The sequence below is a fragment of the Tenacibaculum aquimarinum genome (assembly GCF_022478115.1).
Classification (GTDB): domain Bacteria; phylum Bacteroidota; class Bacteroidia; order Flavobacteriales; family Flavobacteriaceae; genus Polaribacter; species Polaribacter aquimarinum_A.
On sequence record NZ_JAKGSC010000002.1, the window covers coordinates 234,211 to 255,731 of the forward strand.

Below are 21,521 nucleotides of genomic sequence, written 5' to 3' on the forward strand. Positions count from 1 at the left end.
ATGAATACAATTATAAATCCATCAAAAAAAGACTGGACTAAAATTTTAGAAAGACCAACAAAAACTGTTGATGATATTGAAGGTGTTGTAAATGAGATTTTTGCAGATGTTCAGCAAAATGGAGACGCTGCAATTAATAAATACACAACAAAGTTTGATGGTGTTTCTTTAGAAAACACAATTGTTTCAGAAAAAGAAATAGAAGAAGCCATTAATTTAGTTTCTAATGATTTAAAAGAAGCAATTCAACTTGCAAAAGAAAATATCACAAAATTTCATGCAGCACAAAAAACAGCAAAAGTATTTGTAGAAACTATAAATGGAGTTGAATGTTGGCAAGAAAAAAGACCAATTACTAAAGTTGGTTTATACATTCCTGGAGGAACAGCACCTTTATTTTCAACAGTTTTAATGTTAGCAATTCCTGCAAATATTGCTGGTTGTAAAGAAATAATTTTATGCTCTCCACCAAATAAAGAAGGAAAAATAAATCCGGCTATTTTATATGCTGCAAATTTATGTGGTGTTACAAAAATTATAAAAGTAGGAGGAATTCAAGCTATTGCAGGTTTAACGTTTGGAACAGAAACAATACCACAAGTATATAAAATATTCGGACCAGGAAATCAGTTTGTTACCGTTGCAAAACAAATTGCAACAAAACATGGAGTTGCCATAGATATGCCAGCTGGTCCAAGTGAATTATTAGTAGTTGCAGACAATTCTGCAAATGCAAGTTATGTAGCTTCAGACTTATTAAGTCAGGCAGAACATGGTGCAGATAGCCAAGTAATTTTGGTTTCTACTTCTAAAGATTTAATTGCTGAAGTAGAAAAAGAAATAAAAACACAATTAGCTCAATTAAGTAGAGCAGAAATCGCTCAAAAAGCAATCGATAATTCAAAATCTATTTTTGTAGAAACAGATGAAATTGCTTTAGAATTGATAAACGAATACGGCCCAGAACACTTTATTGTTTGTACAAATAATAATGATTTTTATGTTAATAATATAGAAAATGCTGGTTCTGTTTTTATAGGTAATTACACACCAGAAAGTGCAGGTGATTACGCTTCTGGAACCAATCATACATTACCAACAAACGGATTTTCAAAATCGTATTCTGGAGTTAATTTAGATAGTTTTACAAAAAGTATTACGTTTCAGAAAATCTCTAAAGAAGGAATTAAATCAATAGGAAAATCTATTGAATTAATGGCTGCAGCAGAAGGTTTAGATGCACATAAAAATGCAGTTTCAATTCGTTTAAAAGATTTATAATGATGAATATTCTAGATTTAGTAAGAGAAAACATCAAGTCTTTAAAGCCATATTCATCAGCAAGAGATGAATACAAAGACGCAACTACAGATACAATGGTTTTTTTAGACGCGAATGAAAATCCGTTTGAAAATGGTGTAAATCGTTATCCAGATCCGCAACAGAATTCAGTTAAAGATTTGTTGTCTAATATAAAAGGAATTTCAAAAGAAAACATTTTATTAGGAAATGGAAGTGATGAAGTTCTAGATTTAATTTTTAGAGCTTTTTGCGAACCAAATAAAGATAATATTATCACATTACCACCAACATATGGAATGTATGATGTGTTGGCGAATATTAATTCAATAGAAAATAAAAGAGTTTTACTTACGGAAGATTTTCAACCAAAAGTAAATCAGATTTTAGAAGCTATAAATGAGAATAGTAAAATTTTGTTTTTATGTTCTCCAAATAACCCTTCAGGAAATAGTTTTTCAACTGAAATAGTAGAAGAATTATTGAATAAATTTAATGGTTTAGTAGTTATAGATGAAGCTTATATCGATTTTTCCGAACAAAAAAGCTGGTTAGATAAGTTAGCAGATTTTCCGAATTTAATAATAACACAAACCCTTTCTAAAGCTTATGGTTTAGCAGGAATACGTTTAGGTGTATGTTATGCATCTAAAGAAATAATTTCAGTTTTAAACCGAATAAAGCCACCTTATAACGTAAACGAATTAACGCAACAAAAAGCAATAGAACGTTTACAAAAAGTTGAAGAAGTTGAAGAAGAAGTTGCTAAAATTAAAATTGAAAGAAGCCTACTAATATCTAAATTAAAAGACATTAATTTTATTCAGAATATCTTTCCAACAGATTGTAATTTTGTGTTAGTTAAAGTTGATGATGCCACAAAACGATATAAGCAGTTAATAGAAAAAGGAATTGTTATTCGAAATAGAACAACGCAACCTTTGTGCGAAAATTGTTTGCGTTTTACAGTTGGAACAAAATCTGAAAATGCTAAATTAATCAACGCTTTAAAAGAAATTTAAGATGAAAAAAGTATTATTTATAGACAGAGACGGAACTTTAGTTTTAGAGCCGCCAGTTGATTATCAATTAGATAGTTTAGAAAAGTTAGAATTTTATCCAAAAGTATTTCAATACATGGCAAAAATTGCTACTGAATTAGATTACGAATTGGTTATGGTTACAAATCAAGATGGTTTAGGTACAGATTCCTTTCCAGAAGATACTTTTTGGCCTGCGCAAAATAAAGTAATGTCTGCTTTCGAAAAAGAAGGTGTTGTTTTTACAGAAGTTCATATAGATAAAACATTTCCGCATGAAAATGCAGAAACTCGTAAACCAAGAACAGGTTTGTTAACCAAGTATTTTTCTGAGGAATATGATTTAGAAAACTCTTTTGTTTTAGGAGATAGAATTACAGACATGGAATTGGCTAAAAACTTGGGAGCAAAAGGAATTTTCTTATCGGAAGACCCAGAATTAGGTGCAGATGAAATTGAAACTTCTAAACAAGAAATTTTAAACAGTATTGCCTTAACTTCTACAGATTGGAAAACTATTTATGAGTTTTTAAAATTAGAAGACAGAGTTTCAGAAATTACCAGAAATACAAACGAAACCAAAATTTACATCAAATTAAATTTAGATGGTTCTGGTAAAAATGATATTTCTACTGGTGTTAAATTTTTTGATCACATGTTAGATCAAATTGGGCGTCATGGTGCAATGGATTTAACTGTAAAAGTTGATGGAGATTTAGAGGTCGATGAGCATCACACAATAGAAGATACTATGATTGCTTTGGGAGAATTATTCAACAAGGCATTAGGAAATAAATTAGGCATAGAACGTTACGGTTTTTGTTTACCTATGGACGATTGTTTAGCACAAGCTGCAGTAGATTTTGGCGGAAGACCTTGGTTGGTTTGGGATGCAGATTTTAAACGAGAAATGATTGGTGATATGCCAACAGAAATGTTTTTACATTTATTTAAATCGTTTACAGACGGTGCAAAATGTAACTTAAACATTAAAGCTGAAGGAGTTAACGAACATCACAAAATTGAAGGAATCTTTAAGGCATTTGCAAAAGCAATGAAAATGGCTGTAAAAAGAGATGCTAATAAGATGTTTTTGCCATCAACAAAAGGAATGTTATAATGAAATTAGTAATTATAGATTACGGAGCCGGAAATATTAAAAGCATTCAGTTTGCTTTTAAAAGATTAGGAATTGATGCTGTTTTATCAAATAAAGTTGATGAAATAAAAGCAGCAGATAAAGTGATTTTTCCTGGAGTTGGAGAAGCAAGTTCTGCAATGAAAATGTTGCAAGAAAGCGGATTAGATAAAGTAATTCCAACTTTGAAGCAACCCGTTTTAGGTATTTGTTTAGGAATGCAATTAATGTGTAATTCTTCGGAAGAAGGAAATACAAAAGGTCTAGGAATTTTTGATGTAGCTATAAAAAAGTTTTCTAATTCAGTAAAAGTTCCTCAAATGGGTTGGAATGTAATTTCTGATTTAAAATCAGATTTATTTTCAGGAATTAAGGATAAAGAATTTATGTATTTAGTACATAGTTTTTATGCTGAAAAATGTGATGAAACTATTGCTACAACAGATTATGAAATTGAATATGCATCTGCATTACAAAAAGATAATTTTTATGGTGTTCAATTTCATCCAGAAAAGAGTGGAATTGAAGGTCAAAAAATTCTTGAGAATTTTTTAAACCTTTAATTCCATTCTGAACTTGTTTCAGAATCTGTAAATTTAAATAACTATACAATTGAAATATTACTGTTACATATTAACAAATAAAAATAGAACAGTTTTATATATTGGTTATACAGATAATTTAAAAAGAAGAGTAGAACAACATAAAAAAGGGGATGGGGCTTTATTTACAAAGAAATACAGTGTTTGTGAATTAATTTATTTTGAAGAGTTTATTGATAGTAATTCAGCAAGAAAAAGGGAGAAGCAACTTAAAAATTGGCATAAAGATTGGAAATGGAATTTAATTAAAGAATCTAATCCCAGTTTGATAACATTAGAAGTAGAATAAAAAGACCCTGAAACAAGTTCAGGGTTGATTAACAAGTTAATCAATGAGAATAATACCAGCAATAGATATTATAGACGGAAAATGTGTTCGTTTAACAAAAGGAGATTATAACACAAAGAAAATTTATAACGAAAACCCGTTAGAAGTAGCCAAAGAATTTGAAGCTGCAGGAATTGAGTATTTACACGTTGTAGATTTAGATGGCGCAAAAGCAAGCGAAATTATCAACTATAAAGTATTAGAACAAATTGCTTCTAAAACCAATTTAAAAATTGATTTTGGTGGTGGTTTAAAATCTGATAAAGATTTAGAAATTGCTTTTAACTCTGGTGCTAATCAAATTACAGGAGGAAGTATTGCTGTAAAAAATCAAGAAATTTTTGAAAGTTGGATTTCAATATATGGTTCAGAAAAAATTATTTTAGGAGCTGATTTTTATCCGGATAATTCTGGTGGAAAAATTGCTACAAATGGTTGGCAAGAAGAAAGTACTTTAGAATTAATTCCTTTTATTTCTGGTTATCAGCAAAAAGGAATTCAATATGTAATTTGTACAGATATTTCTAAAGACGGTATGTTACAAGGCCCCAGTTTTAATACTTATAATACTATTTTATCCGAAGTAAAACCATTAAAATTAATTGCTTCAGGAGGAATTTCTACATTTTCTGAATTGCCAAAGTTGGCAGAAAATGGATGCGAAGGAGTTATTATTGGAAAGGCTATTTATGAGAATAAGATTAGTTTAAAACAATTAGAAAATTTTATAATCAACAAATAAATGCTAACAAAAAGAATAATACCTTGTTTAGATATTAAAAATGGAAGAACTGTAAAAGGTGTCAATTTCGTAAATTTAATTGATGCTGGAGATCCTGTAGTTTTAGCAAAACAATATGCAGAATTAGGTGCAGATGAATTGGTTTTTTTAGATATTTCAGCCACTTTAGAAGGAAGAAAAACCATGTTAGAAATGGTTTTAAAGGTTGCAGAGCAAGTAAACATTCCGTTTACAGTTGGTGGCGGAATTTCTTCAGTTGAAGATGTAGATGCTCTTTTAAAATGTGGTGCTGATAAAATTTCTATTAATTCTTCAGCAGTAAAAAGACCAGATTTAGTAAATGAATTATCTAATAAATTCGGAAGTCAATGTGTTGTAGTCGCAATTGATGCAAAACAAATTAATGGCGAATGGATTGTGCATTTAGCTGGTGGAACAATTGCCACAGAATTAAATCTATTTGATTGGGCAAGTGAAGTTGAAAAACGTGGCGCTGGAGAAATTTTATTTACTTCAATGAATAATGATGGAACAAAAGCAGGTTTTGCAAATGAAGCTTTAGCAAAATTATCAACAGAATTAAATATACCAATTATTGCTTCTGGTGGCGCAGGAAGTATTCAACATTTTACAGATACTTTTACATTAGGTAAAGCAGATGCAGCTTTAGCAGCAAGTGTTTTTCATTTTGGCGAAATTCCTATTTCAACATTAAAAGAAGCATTAAAAGAACAAAATATACCAGTAAGAATATAGATTATGAACATAGATTTCAATAAAAATAACGACGGATTGGTGCCGGCAATCATTCAAGATGCAACAACAAAAAATGTTTTGATGTTGGGTTATATGAATGAAGAAGCTTTTGCTAAAACAAAAGAAACAAAGTTGGTGACTTTTTTCAGCAGAACTAAAAATAGACTTTGGACAAAAGGGGAAGAGAGCGGAAATACGTTGAATTTAGTAGATATTAAATTAGATTGCGATAATGATAGTTTACTAATTCAAGTAAATCCAAACGGACCAACTTGCCATAAAGGAACAGATACTTGTTGGCAAGAAGCAAACAATTCTAATTTTGGTTTCTTTTCTACGTTAGAAAATGTAATTACAGAAAGAGTTGCTAATAAAGACACGCAAAAATCTTACGTAGCAAGTTTATTTGCAAAAGGAATTAATAAAGTAGCACAAAAAGTAGGAGAGGAAGCAGTAGAAACGGTTATTGAAGCAATGGATAATAACGATGAGCTGTTTTTATATGAATCTGCAGATTTACTTTTTCATTACTTAATGTTGTTACAAGCAAAAGGTTTTACTTTAAAAGATATTGAAGCAGAACTAAAGAAAAGACAGAAATAAACGAATTCTAAATCACTAACTACGAATTCTAATTTACCACATTAATAAAATCCATTCTAGACTAATTTTGAAGTATTAAAAACTTTAAAATTAGTATTATGGAACAACATCAACAACCAAAAAGAAAAGTAAAATGGAATAAGAATTCTTCAGTAGCAAGAATGTTTATAATTGGGTTTTTAAGCCTAATTTTAATGATTCCTTTAATCTTTATTGAAAGTTTAATTTACGAAAGATCCAATCGGCAAAAAAGTGTTGTTAATGAAATAGGGAAACAATGGGGAAATGAAGTTGTTGTTTATGGACCAATTTTAAAAGTTCCTTATAAAGTTTTTACTGAAACAATAATTACTGATAAAAAGACTAAAAAAGTAACAACCGAAACTATTGAAAGAATTAAATACGGTTACTTTTTTCCTAATAAATTAGACATTAATTCTGTCATAAATCCTGAAGAAAAGAAACGAGGAATTTATACAACAGCAGTTTTTAATAGTAAAATTCAGATTAACGGAGGTTTTGATTCCATTGATTTTAGTAAGTTAGAAATCAAAAAAGAACATATACTTTGGAATAAAAGTAAAATTCTACTAAAAACCACTAATGTAAAAGGCGTTAGTAGTGTATTGTCAATAAATATTAATGGTAAAAACCTAGGTTTATCATCTGCTAATTCAAATAGGCATCAAGATGGTGGTTATTATACTTTAGAGACAGATAAATTCTCATTAAGTGAACTTCAAAAAAACACAAAATCTTTAAAATTCACTTTAGATTTTAATGTTAGAGGAAGTAAAGAAGTTCGTTTTATTCCAATAGGAAAAGAAACAACTGCTCAAATAACTTCTAGTTGGAAAACCGCAAAATTTATGGGAGAGTTTTTACCTTTTAATCCCGATAAAATTAATGACAATGGTTTTGATGCAAAATGGAAAATACTAGATGTTAATCGCCCTTTTTCTCAACAACACTTTAATGGTTTACCACATTTAAATGAATTTGATTTTGGGGTAAATTTTAAAATACCTGTAGATGAATACCAAAAAAGTGAACGTTCGGCTAAATATGGTTTCTTAGTAATTATTTTAACTTTTCTAGTTTTCTTTTTAATACAAACAATTAGTAAAATAAACATGCATCCTTTTCAGTATTTAATGATTGGTTTAGCATTGTTAATGTTTTACACCTTATTAGTTTCAATTTCTGAACACAGTAATTTCTTTAAAGCTTACATAATAGCAAGTGTTTCAGTAGTAAGTCTGATTACATTTTACGCAAAAAATATATTAAAGAGTATAAAATTCATGTTACTAATTGGAGTTTCATTAACTGTTTTATATGCATTTATTTTTATAATTATTCAGTTAGAAAGTTATGCATTATTGGTGGGAAGTGTTGGTTTGTTTTTAATTCTAGCGACTGTAATGTTTGTTTCTAGAAAAATTGATTGGTCTAACAGTTAATTTTAAATGAAGTAGAGAAGTGGTAGAATTATCCAAAAACGCTCGCAATTAAATTGCGAGCGTTTTATTAATAATCTAATGCATAAAATATAGAAAGTTTAATCGCGCATTAGAAACACATAACTTATTATATTATTGATTGTCTTTAGCAATAATTTCTAAAGTTTGTTCAATCCAATCTCTATTAAATTCTAATTTAATTTGTGGGACAACACCTTTTCCTTCATATCTTAAATACTTGCTGAAGTCCATATCTGTAGGCTTTATATTAAAGTTTCCAGAAGGTGTGTTGTAGTTATAACCATAATTCATTCCGTAAGAAATAATTCCACGTGTAGTTTGTCCTAAGTGTTTTGCGTTTTTAAGGTTTCTTAATTTTAAAGTAAATTGTTCTCCGTTACTACCTGCGAAACAATTTGTTAAAATATAAACATTTTTCTTTTTTAATAGTTTTAAAAAAGGATCAGATAATTTTTTATTTCCACCACCATTACTTCTTAAATCTACAATAATATTTTCAGCATTTAATTCTTTTTTCATTTTATTGTAAAAACTCTTAAAAGCATTTCTATTTTTTTTAGAAAAAGAATTGAAATCCCTAAAATACATATATTGAGTATTTTCATTTATCTGCTTAAACACCAAATTGCTTTGATCTTTTATTGGTAATTCTGCATTATAAGAATTACCTTCTTTTTTATAACCCCAAATTCTTCCATTTTCAAAAGAAATACTTTTAACTAAACCTGGTTTTCTTGTTGTTGGATTGTAATAGTACAAGTTGTATTTAATACTGCTTGTTTGTGTTGCATAAAATATAATTTCACCTGCTTCCCATTGATTTAATTTACTTTCTAAAACAACACCAATTAAATCTTTTTTATTATCTGAATAATAAATACCTATTTTTTGAAGTTCGCCATAATTGTAAATCCCTTCTAAATCTTCTATAGATTTTTTAGATAACTCGTCTTTTAGGACTGAAATATTTTTGTTTGTTTTTGGATGATTTTTAAAAATATCTAAAGTTTTAAATGCTGCTATTTTAATTGAGTCTTTAACGTCTTCTTTTGAAAGGTATTCTTTTTTAAAAGTCAAGGAAGCATGCACGTCATTTACCAATAACATTTGCTGTAATAATAATTTATAACAATCTTCAATTAAGATAGGTTGCTTCATTTTTTCTGAAAGCGTCTTATAAGTATCTTTAAATTCAATAGCCTTTTCGCCTTTAACTTGATCTTTATAAGACGGCATTTTTTTCATTTTAGAAACTATAAAATCTAAGTCTGTTTTACAGTCACAAGTTTCTGATTGTGCAAAAATAGAAGAGATTGATACTAGAAATACAATACTAAGTGTACATAAATTTTTCATAATTAGTGTTTTAATTGATTAAACTTTCTGATACAAATGTATTTTAGAAAAATAAATTAAACGCTATATTAATAGGTGTTTGGGGCGAAATACAGCTATTCTGTGGTAGAATTCAAAACAGCTTTTACATCATTTTGATACGTTCTTGAAACTGGCACTTCTATGTGGTGAAATAAAACAACAAATAGTTTACTATTTTCTGTTTTCCACTGTAAAAAATGAAATGGGTTGATAATATAAGAACGATGTGTTCTTAAAAATTGAGGAAATTCATCAGCAATTACAGAAAGTTTATTTCTAATTAAACTCTTCTTTAAATCGTTTCCCGACAAGTAAAAAACTTCGATATAATTATCTGATGATTGTATACAAATGATGTCATTTAAAAATAAACGTAATCCTTCATAATTTCCTTCACCTTTAATTTCTATTTTCTGCGCTTCAGTTTTTTTATTTTTATATTTTCCAAATGCAAATCGACCAAAAATAATGATTGGTAAAATAGTTAATAAAGCAGGTAGAATAATAGCAAAGATATGATAAGATAAATCATGTGCATTTGGATGCCAATTAACTACAAATTGAAGATAGAACAATCGAATTAAAAGTATTGAAAGCAAAATAAAAAAGATTAAAAAATAACCTTCAAGTGCTAATGTCCAAGTTTTTTTATTTCTATTAAATAACCAATATTGAAAAGGAAGTGAAATTAAGTATAAAAGTCCTCCAACGATACCATAACCTGGTAAATATATTATTTTTTCTGAATTTACAAGTTCATTAACATCAAAAGGCTCAGTAAAATAAAGGAAAATAAAAATCCAAATTAATAACCCCAAGGCAATTATTAAATGATGTTTGATAGAAGGATCAAAAGGATATTTTTTATTCAAATTCAGCTTCTCTTTTTATTTTTCTCTTGTAATTACGTGTAATTAAAAACTCAAAAACAAATAATAAAATAAATAGAAAACGAGCTATATAGGGCCAAACTAAAGCTAAAACTCCAGTAATAACCCAAATTAATAAAGCATTTAAGGCTCTGTATTTATAATACTTTGCTAAAATAGGAGTAATACCCGTTAATCCTTTTTCCTTTTTAGATACGTAAACGTTTATTAAAAGATTAAATAGACCAATAGCAGAAAGGTTAAAGCAATAAAAGACAAAAGGACCGATATAATTAAATCCCTTTACATAAAACCCAGTAGAAAAGGGAAGTAGCACTACAAAAAAAAGAAGGAAAATAGTATACCAAAGTAATTTTGTATCTATAGAAGTTACATGTTTAAAAATTCTCATGTGATTAATCCAGTACAAAGTAATCACTAAAAAACTAACAATTAGCCCAATAAAACTAGGAATTCTTCTTTGTAAAATTTCTAGTGTATCATAAGTCCTAAACTCTTTATAACTTGGAAGAACAATTTCTAAAACTAGTAGTGTGACTGCTATTGAAAAAACAGCATCCGTGAAATTTATTACCCTAGATTTATCATACGTTTCTTTTTCCATGTTATAAATATTGTTAAATCCAAATTTAACAAATCAATTTTAATTTTACCACCAAACTATAAATATTTTATACAATACTCCATTAGCTTTTTTAAGCCAACATAAAGGTGATTTTTCATCAATTAAAAAAGTGTCTAATTTCTCTGAAAATTCATCAAACTTTAACCAATTAATGTTTTTATGAGGTTCTACCAACCAGTTATTCTTCTTAGGAATATGAAACTTACAAGTTGAAAAATCTAATAATTCTGTTCTTTTAATATAAAAGCCAACAACACAACTTTGATTTAATGTATTTAATTTCAATTTAAAATTAGCATAAGGAACAAACAATTGTGCTTTAAAATAAACTTGTTGCTCAATATTAAAAACATCTAAGTTGATACTTTCTAAATACGTTTTGCACTCGTTAGAGTAGAGAAGTGGTAGCTGTTTTTCTTTTAGTTTGGTTAGTTTTTGAGTTAAAGAATCTTTTCTATTTGGCCCAATAAAATGTTCAATTTCTGTTGTTCCTAACTTAGCGTCATATAAATAAAACTTATAAATTATTTCTAAATGAATAGTTTTTTCATTTCTCAATAACAAGCAATCTAATTCTCCTAGCGTAATTTTATCTTTCTGAATTTGAATATTCTCTGCTAAAATTTGAATTTCAGAATTTTGCTTAAATTCAAACGAGACAAATCGTTCAACTAATTTACCCAAACGTAGTTTTTGTTGAATTTCAACATTTAAGAAATTGGTTTTTAGTTGCTTATATTCAAATTGTTTAAAACCAAAAACACCTTTTCCATTCCATAGAAAAGGTGTTTCTAAAAAACCTTGATATTGTAATTGTAATTCTTTTGTATTTATATACATCAATGGGAATTATTCTGTAATCCCTAATTTATCTAACACCTTTTTAGTTATATCAAAACGATCATCAATAAAAGCAAATTCGTTACCTGAAGTTGTTAAAACTTGTGTATAACCTTCTGCTTTAGCAATCTCAGAAATTAATTCATTAACTTTTTTATATAAAGGCCTCATAAATTCCTCTCTTCTTAGTTTCATCATAGTGGTACCGTTTTGTCGAAACTTTCCAAGTTCTTGTTCTAAATCTTGTAATTCTTTAATTTTAGTTTTTTTATCGGTATCAGAGAGCGTTTTTTCTACAGCATTATAAGCATCTACTTTGATTTTATAATCTGTTGCTTTAATTTGGAATGTAGAGTCTAATTGTTTTCCATAATTACTAACGCGCTCTAAAGCTAATTTCATCTGTGGCATTTTTCCTATAATAAACTCACTGTTTACGGTACCTACTTTAGATTGTGCTATTGTAATTGATGATATTATTAATGCAATTACTACTATTAATTTTGATTTCATTTTTGTTAAATTTTAGCAAATATAATAAAGCCTAAAAAGTGTTTGTCTTAAAAAGCGTTAAATTTTATCTTTAATGTTTGATATAATTTTCTGAACATCTGTTTGATAATCAAACCACAAAATATTTTTGTCTCTTCTAAACCAAGTTCCTTGTCTTTTTGCAAAACGTCGGGTGTTTTTCTTAATTTCAGAAATTGCAAATTCTTTAGTGAAATTTCCTTCAAAATAATTAAAAAGCTCTCTATAACCTACCGTTTTTAAAGCATTTAATTCTTTATGCTGATGTAGTTTTTGAGCTTCTTCAACTAAACCGTTTTCAATCATAAAATCTACACGTTGGTTAATTCTGTTGTATAATATTTCTCTATCTGCAGATAAACCTATAACTATAGAATTAAAATTACGTGGTGCTTTTGGTTTATTTATAAATGATGAATACGTTTTACCAGTTCCAATACAAATTTCTAAAGCTCTAGTAACTCGTTTTGGGTTATCTAATGTTATAGTTGAATAGGTTTCAGGATCTAAATCTTTTAGTTTTAATTGTAAATATTCTAATCCTTTTTCTATAAGTTCATTATTCAAATTTGTTCTTATTTCTGGAGAAATTTCAGGAAAATAATCTAATCCTTTTAAAACAGCATCTACATATAATCCACTTCCGCCAACCATAATTTGAACTGGATTTTGTTCAAATAAGGAATCTAATTTTTTTAAAGCATCTTTTTCAAATTGACCAACTGAATATTCTTCAAAAATGCTAATATTTTGAATGAAATGATGTTTTGCAGCTTCTAATTCTTCAGTATCAGGAACAGCTGTTCCAATGTTCATCTCTTTAAAAAACTGACGAGAATCACAAGAAATAATATCTGAAGAAAATGTGTTAGCTAATTTTATGCTCAATGCGGTTTTACCAATTGCTGTAGGTCCAACAATAGTAATTAAAGTATTTTTAATTGCTGAATTATTCAATTTTAGGGATTTAATTTATGTCCGCATTCATAACAAAACTCAGCATTATCTTTATGGTTCTCACTTGTACAATTTGGACAAGACTGTGTATTCATGTCAATATCATTTGTAGTTGCTTTTGTCATCTCAGAAGAAACAATTCCTGTAGGAATTGCTATAATTCCGTAACCTAAAATCATAATTATACTTGCTAAAAATTGCCCAAATGGCGTGTTAGGCGCAATATCTCCATAACCAACAGTTGTTAGTGTTACAATTGCCCAATACACACTTCTTGGTATACTTGTAAAACCGTTTTCTTCACCTTCAACCATGTACATTATTGTACCCAAAATAACACATAAAATAACTACAAAAAATAGAAATACTGAAATTTTAGCTTTACTTGCTTTTAGTGCAACTAATAATCTATTTGAAGCACCAATATAACGGGCTAACTTTAAAATTCTAAAAATTCTTAATAAACGTAGTGCTCTTAAAGCTGCTAAATGGTGCGATCCTATAAAAATAAACGATAAATATTTTGGAATAGTTGATAACAAATCAATAATACCATAAAAACTAAAGATATACTTCCATGGTTTTTTAACAGTTATAATTCTTGCAATGTATTCTATTGAAAAAAGAATTGTAATAACCCATTCAGAAATATTTAAAAAATTATGATATTTATTATCAAAACTCTCAACACTTTCAAGCATAACTAATATAATACTTGCAACAATTGCTATTAATAAAACAACATCAAATAATTTACCTGAAGGAGTATCTGCTTCATAAATTATTTCATGAAGTTTTTCTTTCCAAGTTAAAGATGTGGGTTTAGTGTTATCCAAAAAAATATTATTGTTGATTTTGATACAATACTACAAATTATTTTATAAAATAAAACGATATAACAGTGTAACTTTTAATGTTAGAATGTTATTTTTTAATGAAAATAAAATCTCCTCCTTCATCTCCAATTCCATGTATAGTTCCATATTGTGGTTTATTTTCACTGTTATTTATTACTGGATCTTCTATCATGTCAAATAATTTTCTTGCAGATAAATATTTATTTGGGTTATTTTCTAGTCTTTTAATTAAGTATTTAAAGAAAACACTTTCATTTGGTACTGTTTTTAAAGTTCCGCTTGTAATTGCCTTTTTACTTGGTAATTCAAATTTTCTTTGAATAGATTTTGGCGTTTTAGTTACATCTCTAGTTTTAAATATACTTCCACTAAAACATGCGTCAGAAATTAATAATGTATGTTTCGATTTTATGGCTTTAAAATGATCTACTAAACTAGAATTACTAAACAAATTTTCTTCATATTCCATTATTGCATTAGAAGGAAGCCAACTACCAATTTCATCTTGAAAAACACCATGTCCAGCATAAAATAATAATAAGTTATCTTTTGTTGTTATTTTTTTTCTAAGCTTAAAAAGTTCTCTATTTATTTCGTTGTCCTTTGGGTTTTTTAAAACAATTACATTTTGTGAATTAAAATTATATTGCTGAGTTAATACTTGCCTCAATTTTTCTGCATCTCTTAATGGTTTACCTTCTAAATCATCAATAGATTCGTCTTCATAATCACTAACACCAATAATTAAGGCATAATATTTACCAAAACCTAAATCTATATTCTGATTAGCGTTGTTAGTAATAACCTCTGAATTAGTGTCAAAGTTTGTGTTAGATTTTCTTTTAATGGTAAATTTCTTGGTAGCTGTAGCTTGTTTTAAATCTGTTGCTGAAACAATTAATTCATTTTTACCATATTTTAATGGAACATTTGCAACAAAATTTCCGTTTTCAGAAACGTTTGCTTCAACACCGTTTATTAATATTTCATAAATTCCATCTGAGTCAGAAGCATGTCCTCTTACTGTTATTTTCTTAGCTTTAACAATTTTAAAACCTCTTTTTTCTTCAACATTTGGTTCAGAAATCACAATAATTGGAGGGTTATTATGATTTGTTGTTTGGTATTTTACTCTAAAATAATTTACAGCTATTTTTTGTTTATCATAAACTGTAAAACCTATTTTGTTTCCGAAAAAACCTTCAAAAGGAAATTCATTTACATAAACATTGTTTATATAAAAACGTAATAATTGATTACTCTTTACAATTTTTATAACATTCTCTTGGTACAAATTTGTTTTTATAACATCTGCCTGAGTCCAAGGAATTATGGCAGAATATTTGTTGTTTTCATATTTTCTATAAAGATATTGCCCAGTATTTGATAAAAAGAAACTATACTCATTAGCAGAGTTTTTTCTACCAAATGTTAAACCATAAGTTAAGTTAGATGCGCCTGTTTGTTTTGTAAATGATGTCTCTAAAATAAAATCTTTTTGGGTGTTTAAATCTATTTCATTTTTAAAGAAAATACCACCTTTTATTTTTCTGTCTAATACAAATTTTCCATTATTTATTTCTGCAGAATAATTATCTGTACTATTTAAAATCCAACCATTATTGTTGTTTGTGAAATTGTCTGAAACTGGTACAGACATTTGCTTGGCTACTATTGAGTTATTGTTGTTATTAGAGTTTTTATTTTGTTTTACTTTTAAATAATCTATTGCTATTTTTTGCTTATTGAATAAAATAAAACCTATATGATTTCCATAAAAAGGTTCAAAATCAGATTCATTGATATAGTTCCCATTTATATAAAATAGGTATCTATTATTTTGTTTTTTAATTTTTATAATATTAGAAGCTCCGTTCTTCTTATTTATAAAAGAAGTTGTTTTCCAATTTATAATTTTCTCTTCTTTACCTTTTACATTTCTTACAAATTTATAATATCCGTTAGAAGTAATATAAAATCGAAAACTGCTATCACTTTTTTTACCCCACATTATTCCGTAAGAATAATTAGTAACACCACTTATTTTATCTATTTTAGTTTCAAACTCAAAATCTTTAGTTTCATCAATAACATTGTTAATAGTTGAAGAATAACCGCCTTTTTCTTTTTTGTGTTCTAAATAATATTTTCCAGAATTAATATCATAGGTTACAAACTCATTATTACTAATAGTCCATTTATTAGAATTACTACTAAAAGTTTCATTTAAAGAAGTATTAACTGAGGTAATATTGTTATTGTAAGAGTTTTTAGTTGCCTTTTTAATTCTTAAATAATCAATTGAAATTTTTTGATTTCTATTAATAATATATCCAGCAGAATTTCCATAAACCTCAGATATAGACTTAGAAATTAAAAGTTTATTGTTTACATAAAAAGAAATAATAGTTCCATTCTTTTTTATTTTTAAAGTATTTACAGCATAGTTTCCTTTTTTTATATCTTCAGATTTTGTCCATTTATGAATTGTAGTAAATGAGCCATTTTTCTTTTGATTTATTTGATAATAACCATTGCTAGTGATAGTTAACTCAAGACGATCTTTATTTTCTTTTTGAATAAACATTCCATAACCATAATCTTGTACTCCAGAAATTTTTTGAATTGAGCTTTCCATTTCAAAATTATCAGAAGTATTAATTTTAAACTTTGGAGAAAAAATTAATAAGTTCTTTTCGGTGTTTTTGTATTCATAATAATATCTACCATTAAATACTTTTAAATCGAAATTATTAGTATTACCAACATACCATTTTTTAGAATTATCGTTAAAATCGTCATTAAAAAAATAATCTTGACTAAAACAAAAAGTAGTAAATAGTAAAAGTACTTTTAGTATGTGTTTTTTAAAATCTTTCATATTCGGTTAATTATTTATGATTCATAGCAATAAATATAGGTACAATCTTATCGGTACTTTTATTAGATTTTGCGCTAAAAGCTATTTTATTACTATTAAAATTAACGTTTGTACCATTATAAGTGTGTTTTTGTAAAGCTGTTTTAATTTTAGTTACAAAATCTCCAGAGTTATATTTTGCATTACTAAGTAAGTTAGTAATATTCAATTTTTCTTTACTGAATAATACACAAAGTATGTCTTGACCTGGTTTATTGTCAAACTCTATAAAATAGTCTTCGTTAGGCAATGCAATTTCACTATTTGAATAATTAAAAAATGGACTAAACTTATCAAATGGATATAATTTTTCAGCTGCTTTGTCTGCGCCACTATAACCTATTAAATATACATAACCTCTTTGTTTAGATTTTAGGTAAATCCTAAATTGAGTTCCTGAAGAATACGATTTATTAACCTTATAAGTTGTTTTGCTAGATTTTACAATATTAAAACCTCTATTTGCATCTTTAGATAAACTTATTGGCATGTTTTGTCCATTACTTAATTCTAATCTTAATTCACCTCCTAAAGTATTACTAACAATAGGGTTATTGTTAGTATCATTATTTGTGTCTTTATTCTTATCTATTAATACATAGGCCGTTTTTACTTGTCTTTGGAAATCTGAATACTTAATCCAGAAAAAACCATTTTGTCCAAAACGAGTTCCCCAAGAGTTCATAATTTCAAAAGCGCCTCCCATTTTATTATCGTCATAACCAACAACAACCATTGCGTGTCCTTTTTTTCCGTAGTTAGAAACCCAAACGTTATTAAAATCGGTTTTTAGACTGTTAAACTTAAATAATCCTATTACTACTGGATTTTTATTTGCAATAGCTTTTTTTACTTTTTTAACAAGATTATATGGATTATTCCAACGTGCTAATCGTTCAAAAGTTAATATTTTATGATTCTGAGCAGAAGTTAATGTTGAATTTGTTGGTGGCTTTGTACAATTTCTTGAATCATAAGGAAATTCAGTTAATTTAGAAGCTCCTTTTACATTCAAAATTTTCATAGCATCTTCTATAAATGCACCTTGACAAAGATTATTTACTCTTATTTGATTATATACAAAAGAAGGAGAAAAGGTATTTTGATTAATTTTTGTAAGATTGTTTTCCCATCCATTTTTTACAGCATTAGCTATTGTTCTTGCACCATAAGCGCTAGACCAACCAACACAAGAACCTTGTGCTCCTTGGTTTCCTGGAGTAGGAGCGTAGCCTTTTATACTAAATTTGGAAGGAAGCTTCTCAAAACTTCTAGAAACTAATGGAGCAGACATTTCAATAGATTCATACCTTTCTTGATCAAACTGTAAGCCAGTTCCTAAATTACCTTCTTGAGAAAATGAAGCGTAATAAAATACTACTATAAATAGCGTTAATAATAGATTGCGTTTTAACATTGCAGTGTTGTTTTTGGTTAAAAAACAAAAATCTAATATTATAAAAGGGATTAAAATACGTCATTTGACGTATTTTATGGTTTTAAGTTTAAAACCTTATAATTTCATGAACTTTGTTTCTATTTAAATAATTTTTAATAATATTCTTAGCCATTAATTTATTTTCAATTGGGGTAATTATATTTTTTAATATATCTAATTTATTCTCTTGTAAAGCTAAATTTGTAAAACCATAACCAGTAACTTGATCATTTTCTATTAGTATTACAGAGTTTTCTTCAATAGTTCTTCCTTGATCAATTAAAACCATATTTCCATGCTGGAAATTAATATTAGGAATATTCTTTTTTGGTTTTCTAAGGTTGTACTTTGGGTTTAAAACATCTAATTCAGTATAATACTTTAATCTAGTAAGTAATTCGTTTCCAGTTGCTTCATATGTAAAATTAGTAACTTTTTCTTGAATTTTCTGTGCTCTACTACTAGTTTTTATAAAAATTTTATTTATTTCTTTTTTAATATTCTTTCCTCTACCCATAAATAAGATTTTACCATCTCCATTATGTAAGTAAAAAACACCTGAAACTTCTGGTGCTTTATCAATAAGACTATTTAGTTTTTCGGTAATTGTTCTACTATCAAAATAGGTTACATTTTGCTGTAAAATTCTTTTATCAGTATCTTTTTCAAGTAATAATTTAAATAATTGAACTGTAGCTAAAGCATCTCCATTTGCTCTATGTCTATCTGTCATTGGTATTCCTAAAGTTTTACAAAGTTTACCTAAACTATGCGAAGGTGCTTCTGGAATTAATTTTTTACTTAACGCAACAGTACAAATAGTATCTCTTAGGTAATTATAACCTAATCTTTTGTATTCAGTTTTTAAAATTCTATAATCAAAATTGGCATTATGAGCTACAATAAAACAATCTTTAGTAATTTCTATAATACGTTTAGCAATTTCATGAAACTTTGGTGCATTAACCAACATTTTACTATTAATACCAGTTAATTTGACTACAAATTCCTGTATTTCTCTTTCAGGGTTAACTAAGGTAATAAATTGATCTACAACAGTATGTCCATCAAATTTGTGAATTGCGATTTCTGTAATTCCTTCTTCGTTAAATTTACCTCCAGTGGTTTCAATGTCTACTATTGCGTACAATATTTTTCTTTTTATGAGTTAAAATTACGTAATATAATTACGTGAACCAAATATAGAACTTCCAATTCTTACCATTGTACTTCCGTTTTCGATTGCTAATTTATAATCGCCACTCATTCCCATGCTTAAAGTTTTAAGTTCTAGGTTTTGAGTGTTAAGTTCTTCAAAAAAGTTTTTTAATGATAAAAATTCATCTTGAAGTTGTTGTTGATTATCCGTAAATGTTGCCATTCCCATCAATCCAACTACATTTATATTTTTAAAAGCTGAAAAATCTTCCGAAGTTAAAATTTGTTCAATTTCAGAAAACGATAATCCAAATTTAGTGTCTTCTTTTGCAATACGGGCTTGTAATAAACAATTAATTACACGATTGTGTTTTTTAGCTTGTTTATCAATTTCCTTTAAAGTTTTAAAGCTATCGACACCATGAATTAAATCGACAAAATGTGCCATATACTTCACTTTATTTCGCTGTAGATGTCCAATCATATGCCATTCAATATCTTTTGGTAAAGCATCGAATTTAGTAACCATTTCTTGAATTTTATTCTCTCCAAAAATACGTTGGCCAGCATTGTAAGCTTCTTGTACATCAGCAATTGGCTTCGTTTTAGAAACAGCAACTAATGTTACACTTTCTGGAAGTGCTTGCTTAATTTTAAGTAGGTTTTCTTTTATTCCTGTTATCATATCAGAATTCATAAATAGTTAAAGCACTTCTTAATTTTGGTTCTATATAGGTTGTTTTTGGAGGCATCATTAAGTCTTCATCAACAATATTTTTTAATTCATTAATATTTGTTGGTAACATTCCGAAGGAAACTTTAAAATCTCCTGTATCAACTTTAGTTTTTAGTTCTAAACTGTCAGATTTATCTTGTGAATAGATAATTTTAGAAGCATTTCTAATATCATCAATCCCTAAAATTGGTTTTAAAACAGTTGTAAAAAGAATTTGAGCATCTAATTTACTTAAAGAATCTGTGAATTTATATGCCGATTTACGTAAATATAATGCATAAAATTCACCATTTAAATACATGCTAAAATGGTGTTTTTCTTTAGGTTTATATAGTTCTTGACCTTTGTTTTCTATTCTAAAGAAAGTGTCTAGCTCAATTAAAAATTCTTGAGGAGTTAAACCATTTAAGTCTTTTATAAATCTATTGAATTCATAAATTTGCAATTGACTTTCAGGTAATAAGTAGCTCATAAAAAAGTTATAATCTTCTTTTCCTGTATGATTAGGGTTTTCCTTGGCTAAATTCTGAGCCAACAAACAAGAAGACGTAGATCTATGATGTCCATCAGCAATATATAAGGTGTCTACCTTTTTGAAGGCGCTTGTAATTTCATGTATATCAGCTTCATTATCTACAACCCAAAGTTTATGGGATTCTTTATCAGTTGTAGAAAACTCATATTCTGCTCTTTCTTGCTGATATTTTTTTATAATTGATTCTATTACCGAATTATCTGGATAGGTTAGGAGCACAGGTTCTGCATTAAAACCAGTGTTTTTTAAATAGTTTTCAAAAAGTAACTCTCTTTCTTTGAGCGTTCCTTCATGTTTTTTTATTACATTATTATGATAATCTTCAACAGAAGTTGCAGAAATTATTCCGCAAAAAGAATTTAATGCTGTCGTTTTTTGATAAATATAAAAACCGGCTACTTTATCTTGCGTAAAAATTTCATCTTCTTTAAATTCTAAATAACGATTGTGTACTAATTTAAAACGCAATTCTCCGCTAACATCTTGTTTATGATACTTATAACCAGGGTTTATAACATGTAAAAATGTATAAGGATTAAATGCTAACTTAGAGTTTAACATTTCTGGTGTATAAATTTCATATGATTTAGACGAAACCATTGCTACTTTATCTCTTGTAGCTCTAACTGCTTTAAAAGGTTTAACAATTGCCATAATTCAGTACT

Annotated in this window: 21 protein-coding genes; 9 read left to right on the top strand and 12 right to left on the bottom strand. The window is 27.6% G+C overall.

The features are described 5' to 3' along the window. The 9 genes from hisD (at position 1) to creD (ending at position 7,971) form a co-directional block, all read left to right on the top strand. Positions 1 to 1,281: a histidinol dehydrogenase gene (hisD, locus tag L1S33_RS06955; RefSeq protein WP_240561796.1), complete on the top strand. Its 1,281-nt coding sequence runs from the start codon at positions 1 to 3 to the stop codon at positions 1,279 to 1,281. A gap of 2 nt (positions 1,282 to 1,283) precedes the next feature. Next, positions 1,284 to 2,321 carry a histidinol-phosphate transaminase gene (gene hisC / locus L1S33_RS06960; RefSeq protein ID WP_240561968.1) on the top strand — a complete coding sequence of 346 codons (1,038 nt, stop codon included), beginning with the start codon at positions 1,284 to 1,286 and terminating at the stop codon, positions 2,319 to 2,321. A gap of 1 nt (position 2,322) precedes the next feature. Then, positions 2,323 to 3,459, top strand: a complete 1,137-nt coding sequence (gene hisB / locus L1S33_RS06965) for a bifunctional histidinol-phosphatase/imidazoleglycerol-phosphate dehydratase HisB (protein ID WP_240561797.1) — start codon at positions 2,323 to 2,325, stop codon at positions 3,457 to 3,459. Further along, positions 3,459 to 4,040 (top strand): imidazole glycerol phosphate synthase subunit HisH, encoded by a 582-nt coding sequence (hisH, locus tag L1S33_RS06970; RefSeq protein ID WP_240552268.1) that lies wholly within the window; start codon positions 3,459 to 3,461, stop codon positions 4,038 to 4,040. The genes hisB and hisH overlap by 1 nt, the downstream gene beginning before the upstream one ends. Before the next feature lie 49 nt (positions 4,041 to 4,089). Further along, positions 4,090 to 4,368, top strand: coding sequence for a GIY-YIG nuclease family protein (locus L1S33_RS06975; RefSeq protein ID WP_262914344.1), 279 nt, complete (start codon positions 4,090 to 4,092; stop codon positions 4,366 to 4,368). Between the two features lie 43 nt (positions 4,369 to 4,411). Next, a complete protein-coding gene (gene hisA, locus L1S33_RS06980) occupies positions 4,412 to 5,149 on the top strand; it encodes a 1-(5-phosphoribosyl)-5-[(5-phosphoribosylamino)methylideneamino]imidazole-4-carboxamide isomerase (RefSeq protein ID WP_240552269.1) in 738 nt (245 codons plus the stop codon). Next, positions 5,150 to 5,905 (top strand): imidazole glycerol phosphate synthase subunit HisF, encoded by a 756-nt coding sequence (gene hisF, locus L1S33_RS06985; RefSeq protein ID WP_240552270.1) that lies wholly within the window; start codon positions 5,150 to 5,152, stop codon positions 5,903 to 5,905. Positions 5,906 to 5,908: 3 nt separating this feature from the next. Further along, the gene (gene hisIE / locus L1S33_RS06990) at positions 5,909 to 6,508 is read left to right on the top strand and encodes a bifunctional phosphoribosyl-AMP cyclohydrolase/phosphoribosyl-ATP diphosphatase HisIE (protein WP_240561798.1); all 600 of its coding nucleotides are present in this window, start codon (positions 5,909 to 5,911) and stop codon (positions 6,506 to 6,508) included. 98 nt (positions 6,509 to 6,606) lie between these two features. Then, positions 6,607 to 7,971: a cell envelope integrity protein CreD gene (creD, locus tag L1S33_RS06995; protein WP_240561799.1), complete on the top strand. Its 1,365-nt coding sequence runs from the start codon at positions 6,607 to 6,609 to the stop codon at positions 7,969 to 7,971. A gap of 132 nt (positions 7,972 to 8,103) precedes the next feature. On the opposite strand, the gene L1S33_RS07000 is transcribed toward creD, so the two are convergent. The 12 genes from L1S33_RS07000 to L1S33_RS07055 all read right to left on the bottom strand — a co-directional run bounded on the left by L1S33_RS07000 (position 8,104) and on the right by L1S33_RS07055 (position 21,510). Next, positions 8,104 to 9,348: a S41 family peptidase gene (locus L1S33_RS07000; protein WP_240561800.1), complete on the bottom strand. Its 1,245-nt coding sequence runs from the start codon at positions 9,346 to 9,348 to the stop codon at positions 8,104 to 8,106. A gap of 95 nt (positions 9,349 to 9,443) precedes the next feature. Continuing rightward, a complete protein-coding gene (locus tag L1S33_RS07005) occupies positions 9,444 to 10,241 on the bottom strand; it encodes a LytTR family DNA-binding domain-containing protein (RefSeq protein WP_240561801.1) in 798 nt (265 codons plus the stop codon). Beyond that, positions 10,234 to 10,863 carry a TMEM175 family protein gene (locus L1S33_RS07010; RefSeq protein WP_240552276.1) on the bottom strand — a complete coding sequence of 210 codons (630 nt, stop codon included), beginning with the start codon at positions 10,861 to 10,863 and terminating at the stop codon, positions 10,234 to 10,236. Before L1S33_RS07010 ends, L1S33_RS07005 begins: the two co-directional genes overlap by 8 nt. Before the next feature lie 45 nt (positions 10,864 to 10,908). After that, complete coding sequence (locus L1S33_RS07015; RefSeq protein WP_240561802.1) at positions 10,909 to 11,724, bottom strand: DUF1853 family protein; 816 nt, start codon at positions 11,722 to 11,724, stop codon at positions 10,909 to 10,911. A 9-nt stretch (positions 11,725 to 11,733) separates the two neighbouring features. Then, the gene (locus L1S33_RS07020; protein ID WP_240552277.1) at positions 11,734 to 12,237 is read right to left on the bottom strand and encodes an OmpH family outer membrane protein; all 504 of its coding nucleotides are present in this window, start codon (positions 12,235 to 12,237) and stop codon (positions 11,734 to 11,736) included. Between the two features lie 57 nt (positions 12,238 to 12,294). Continuing rightward, positions 12,295 to 13,212, bottom strand: coding sequence for a tRNA (adenosine(37)-N6)-dimethylallyltransferase MiaA (gene miaA, locus L1S33_RS07025; protein ID WP_240552278.1), 918 nt, complete (start codon positions 13,210 to 13,212; stop codon positions 12,295 to 12,297). 2 nt (positions 13,213 to 13,214) lie between these two features. Then, positions 13,215 to 14,048 (bottom strand): ion transporter, encoded by an 834-nt coding sequence (locus L1S33_RS07030; protein WP_240561803.1) that lies wholly within the window; start codon positions 14,046 to 14,048, stop codon positions 13,215 to 13,217. An 88-nt stretch (positions 14,049 to 14,136) separates the two neighbouring features. After that, a complete protein-coding gene (locus L1S33_RS07035) occupies positions 14,137 to 16,950 on the bottom strand; it encodes a caspase family protein (RefSeq protein ID WP_240561804.1) in 2,814 nt (937 codons plus the stop codon). 10 nt (positions 16,951 to 16,960) lie between these two features. Beyond that, entirely contained in the window at positions 16,961 to 18,406 is a 1,446-nt protein-coding gene (locus L1S33_RS07040; RefSeq protein WP_240561805.1) for a C1 family peptidase, read from the bottom strand. An 88-nt stretch (positions 18,407 to 18,494) separates the two neighbouring features. Continuing rightward, positions 18,495 to 19,577, bottom strand: a complete 1,083-nt coding sequence (locus L1S33_RS07045) for an exonuclease domain-containing protein (protein ID WP_240561806.1) — start codon at positions 19,575 to 19,577, stop codon at positions 18,495 to 18,497. 24 nt (positions 19,578 to 19,601) lie between these two features. After that, a complete protein-coding gene (locus L1S33_RS07050) occupies positions 19,602 to 20,270 on the bottom strand; it encodes a YggS family pyridoxal phosphate-dependent enzyme (RefSeq protein ID WP_240561807.1) in 669 nt (222 codons plus the stop codon). Position 20,271: 1 nt separating this feature from the next. Next, positions 20,272 to 21,510, bottom strand: a complete 1,239-nt coding sequence (locus L1S33_RS07055; protein ID WP_240552283.1) for a DUF1015 domain-containing protein — start codon at positions 21,508 to 21,510, stop codon at positions 20,272 to 20,274. Positions 21,511 to 21,521: the final 11 nt, after the last annotated feature.

Bases quoted from the DNA above. Each gene is read 5' to 3' on its own strand.
- hisF (WP_240552270.1), top strand. From the start codon at position 5,150: ATGCTAACAAAAAGAATAATACCTTGTTTAGATATTAAAAATGGAAGA.
- hisC (WP_240561968.1), top strand. From the start codon at position 1,284: ATGAATATTCTAGATTTAGTAAGAGAAAACATCAAGTCTTTAAAGCCA.
- hisH (WP_240552268.1), top strand. From the start codon at position 3,459: ATGAAATTAGTAATTATAGATTACGGAGCCGGAAATATTAAAAGCATT.
- L1S33_RS07020 (WP_240552277.1), bottom strand. From the start codon at position 12,237: ATGAAATCAAAATTAATAGTAGTAATTGCATTAATAATATCATCAATT.
- hisB (WP_240561797.1), top strand. From the start codon at position 2,323: ATGAAAAAAGTATTATTTATAGACAGAGACGGAACTTTAGTTTTAGAG.
- L1S33_RS07050 (WP_240561807.1), bottom strand. From the start codon at position 20,270: ATGATAACAGGAATAAAAGAAAACCTACTTAAAATTAAGCAAGCACTT.
- L1S33_RS07040 (WP_240561805.1), bottom strand. From the start codon at position 18,406: ATGTTAAAACGCAATCTATTATTAACGCTATTTATAGTAGTATTTTAT.
- hisIE (WP_240561798.1), top strand. From the start codon at position 5,909: ATGAACATAGATTTCAATAAAAATAACGACGGATTGGTGCCGGCAATC.
- L1S33_RS07015 (WP_240561802.1), bottom strand. From the start codon at position 11,724: ATGTATATAAATACAAAAGAATTACAATTACAATATCAAGGTTTTTTA.
- L1S33_RS07010 (WP_240552276.1), bottom strand. From the start codon at position 10,863: ATGGAAAAAGAAACGTATGATAAATCTAGGGTAATAAATTTCACGGAT.
- L1S33_RS07035 (WP_240561804.1), bottom strand. From the start codon at position 16,950: ATGAAAGATTTTAAAAAACACATACTAAAAGTACTTTTACTATTTACT.
- hisA (WP_240552269.1), top strand. From the start codon at position 4,412: ATGAGAATAATACCAGCAATAGATATTATAGACGGAAAATGTGTTCGT.
- L1S33_RS07000 (WP_240561800.1), bottom strand. From the start codon at position 9,348: ATGAAAAATTTATGTACACTTAGTATTGTATTTCTAGTATCAATCTCT.
- hisD (WP_240561796.1), top strand. From the start codon at position 1: ATGAATACAATTATAAATCCATCAAAAAAAGACTGGACTAAAATTTTA.
- L1S33_RS07055 (WP_240552283.1), bottom strand. From the start codon at position 21,510: ATGGCAATTGTTAAACCTTTTAAAGCAGTTAGAGCTACAAGAGATAAA.
- creD (WP_240561799.1), top strand. From the start codon at position 6,607: ATGGAACAACATCAACAACCAAAAAGAAAAGTAAAATGGAATAAGAAT.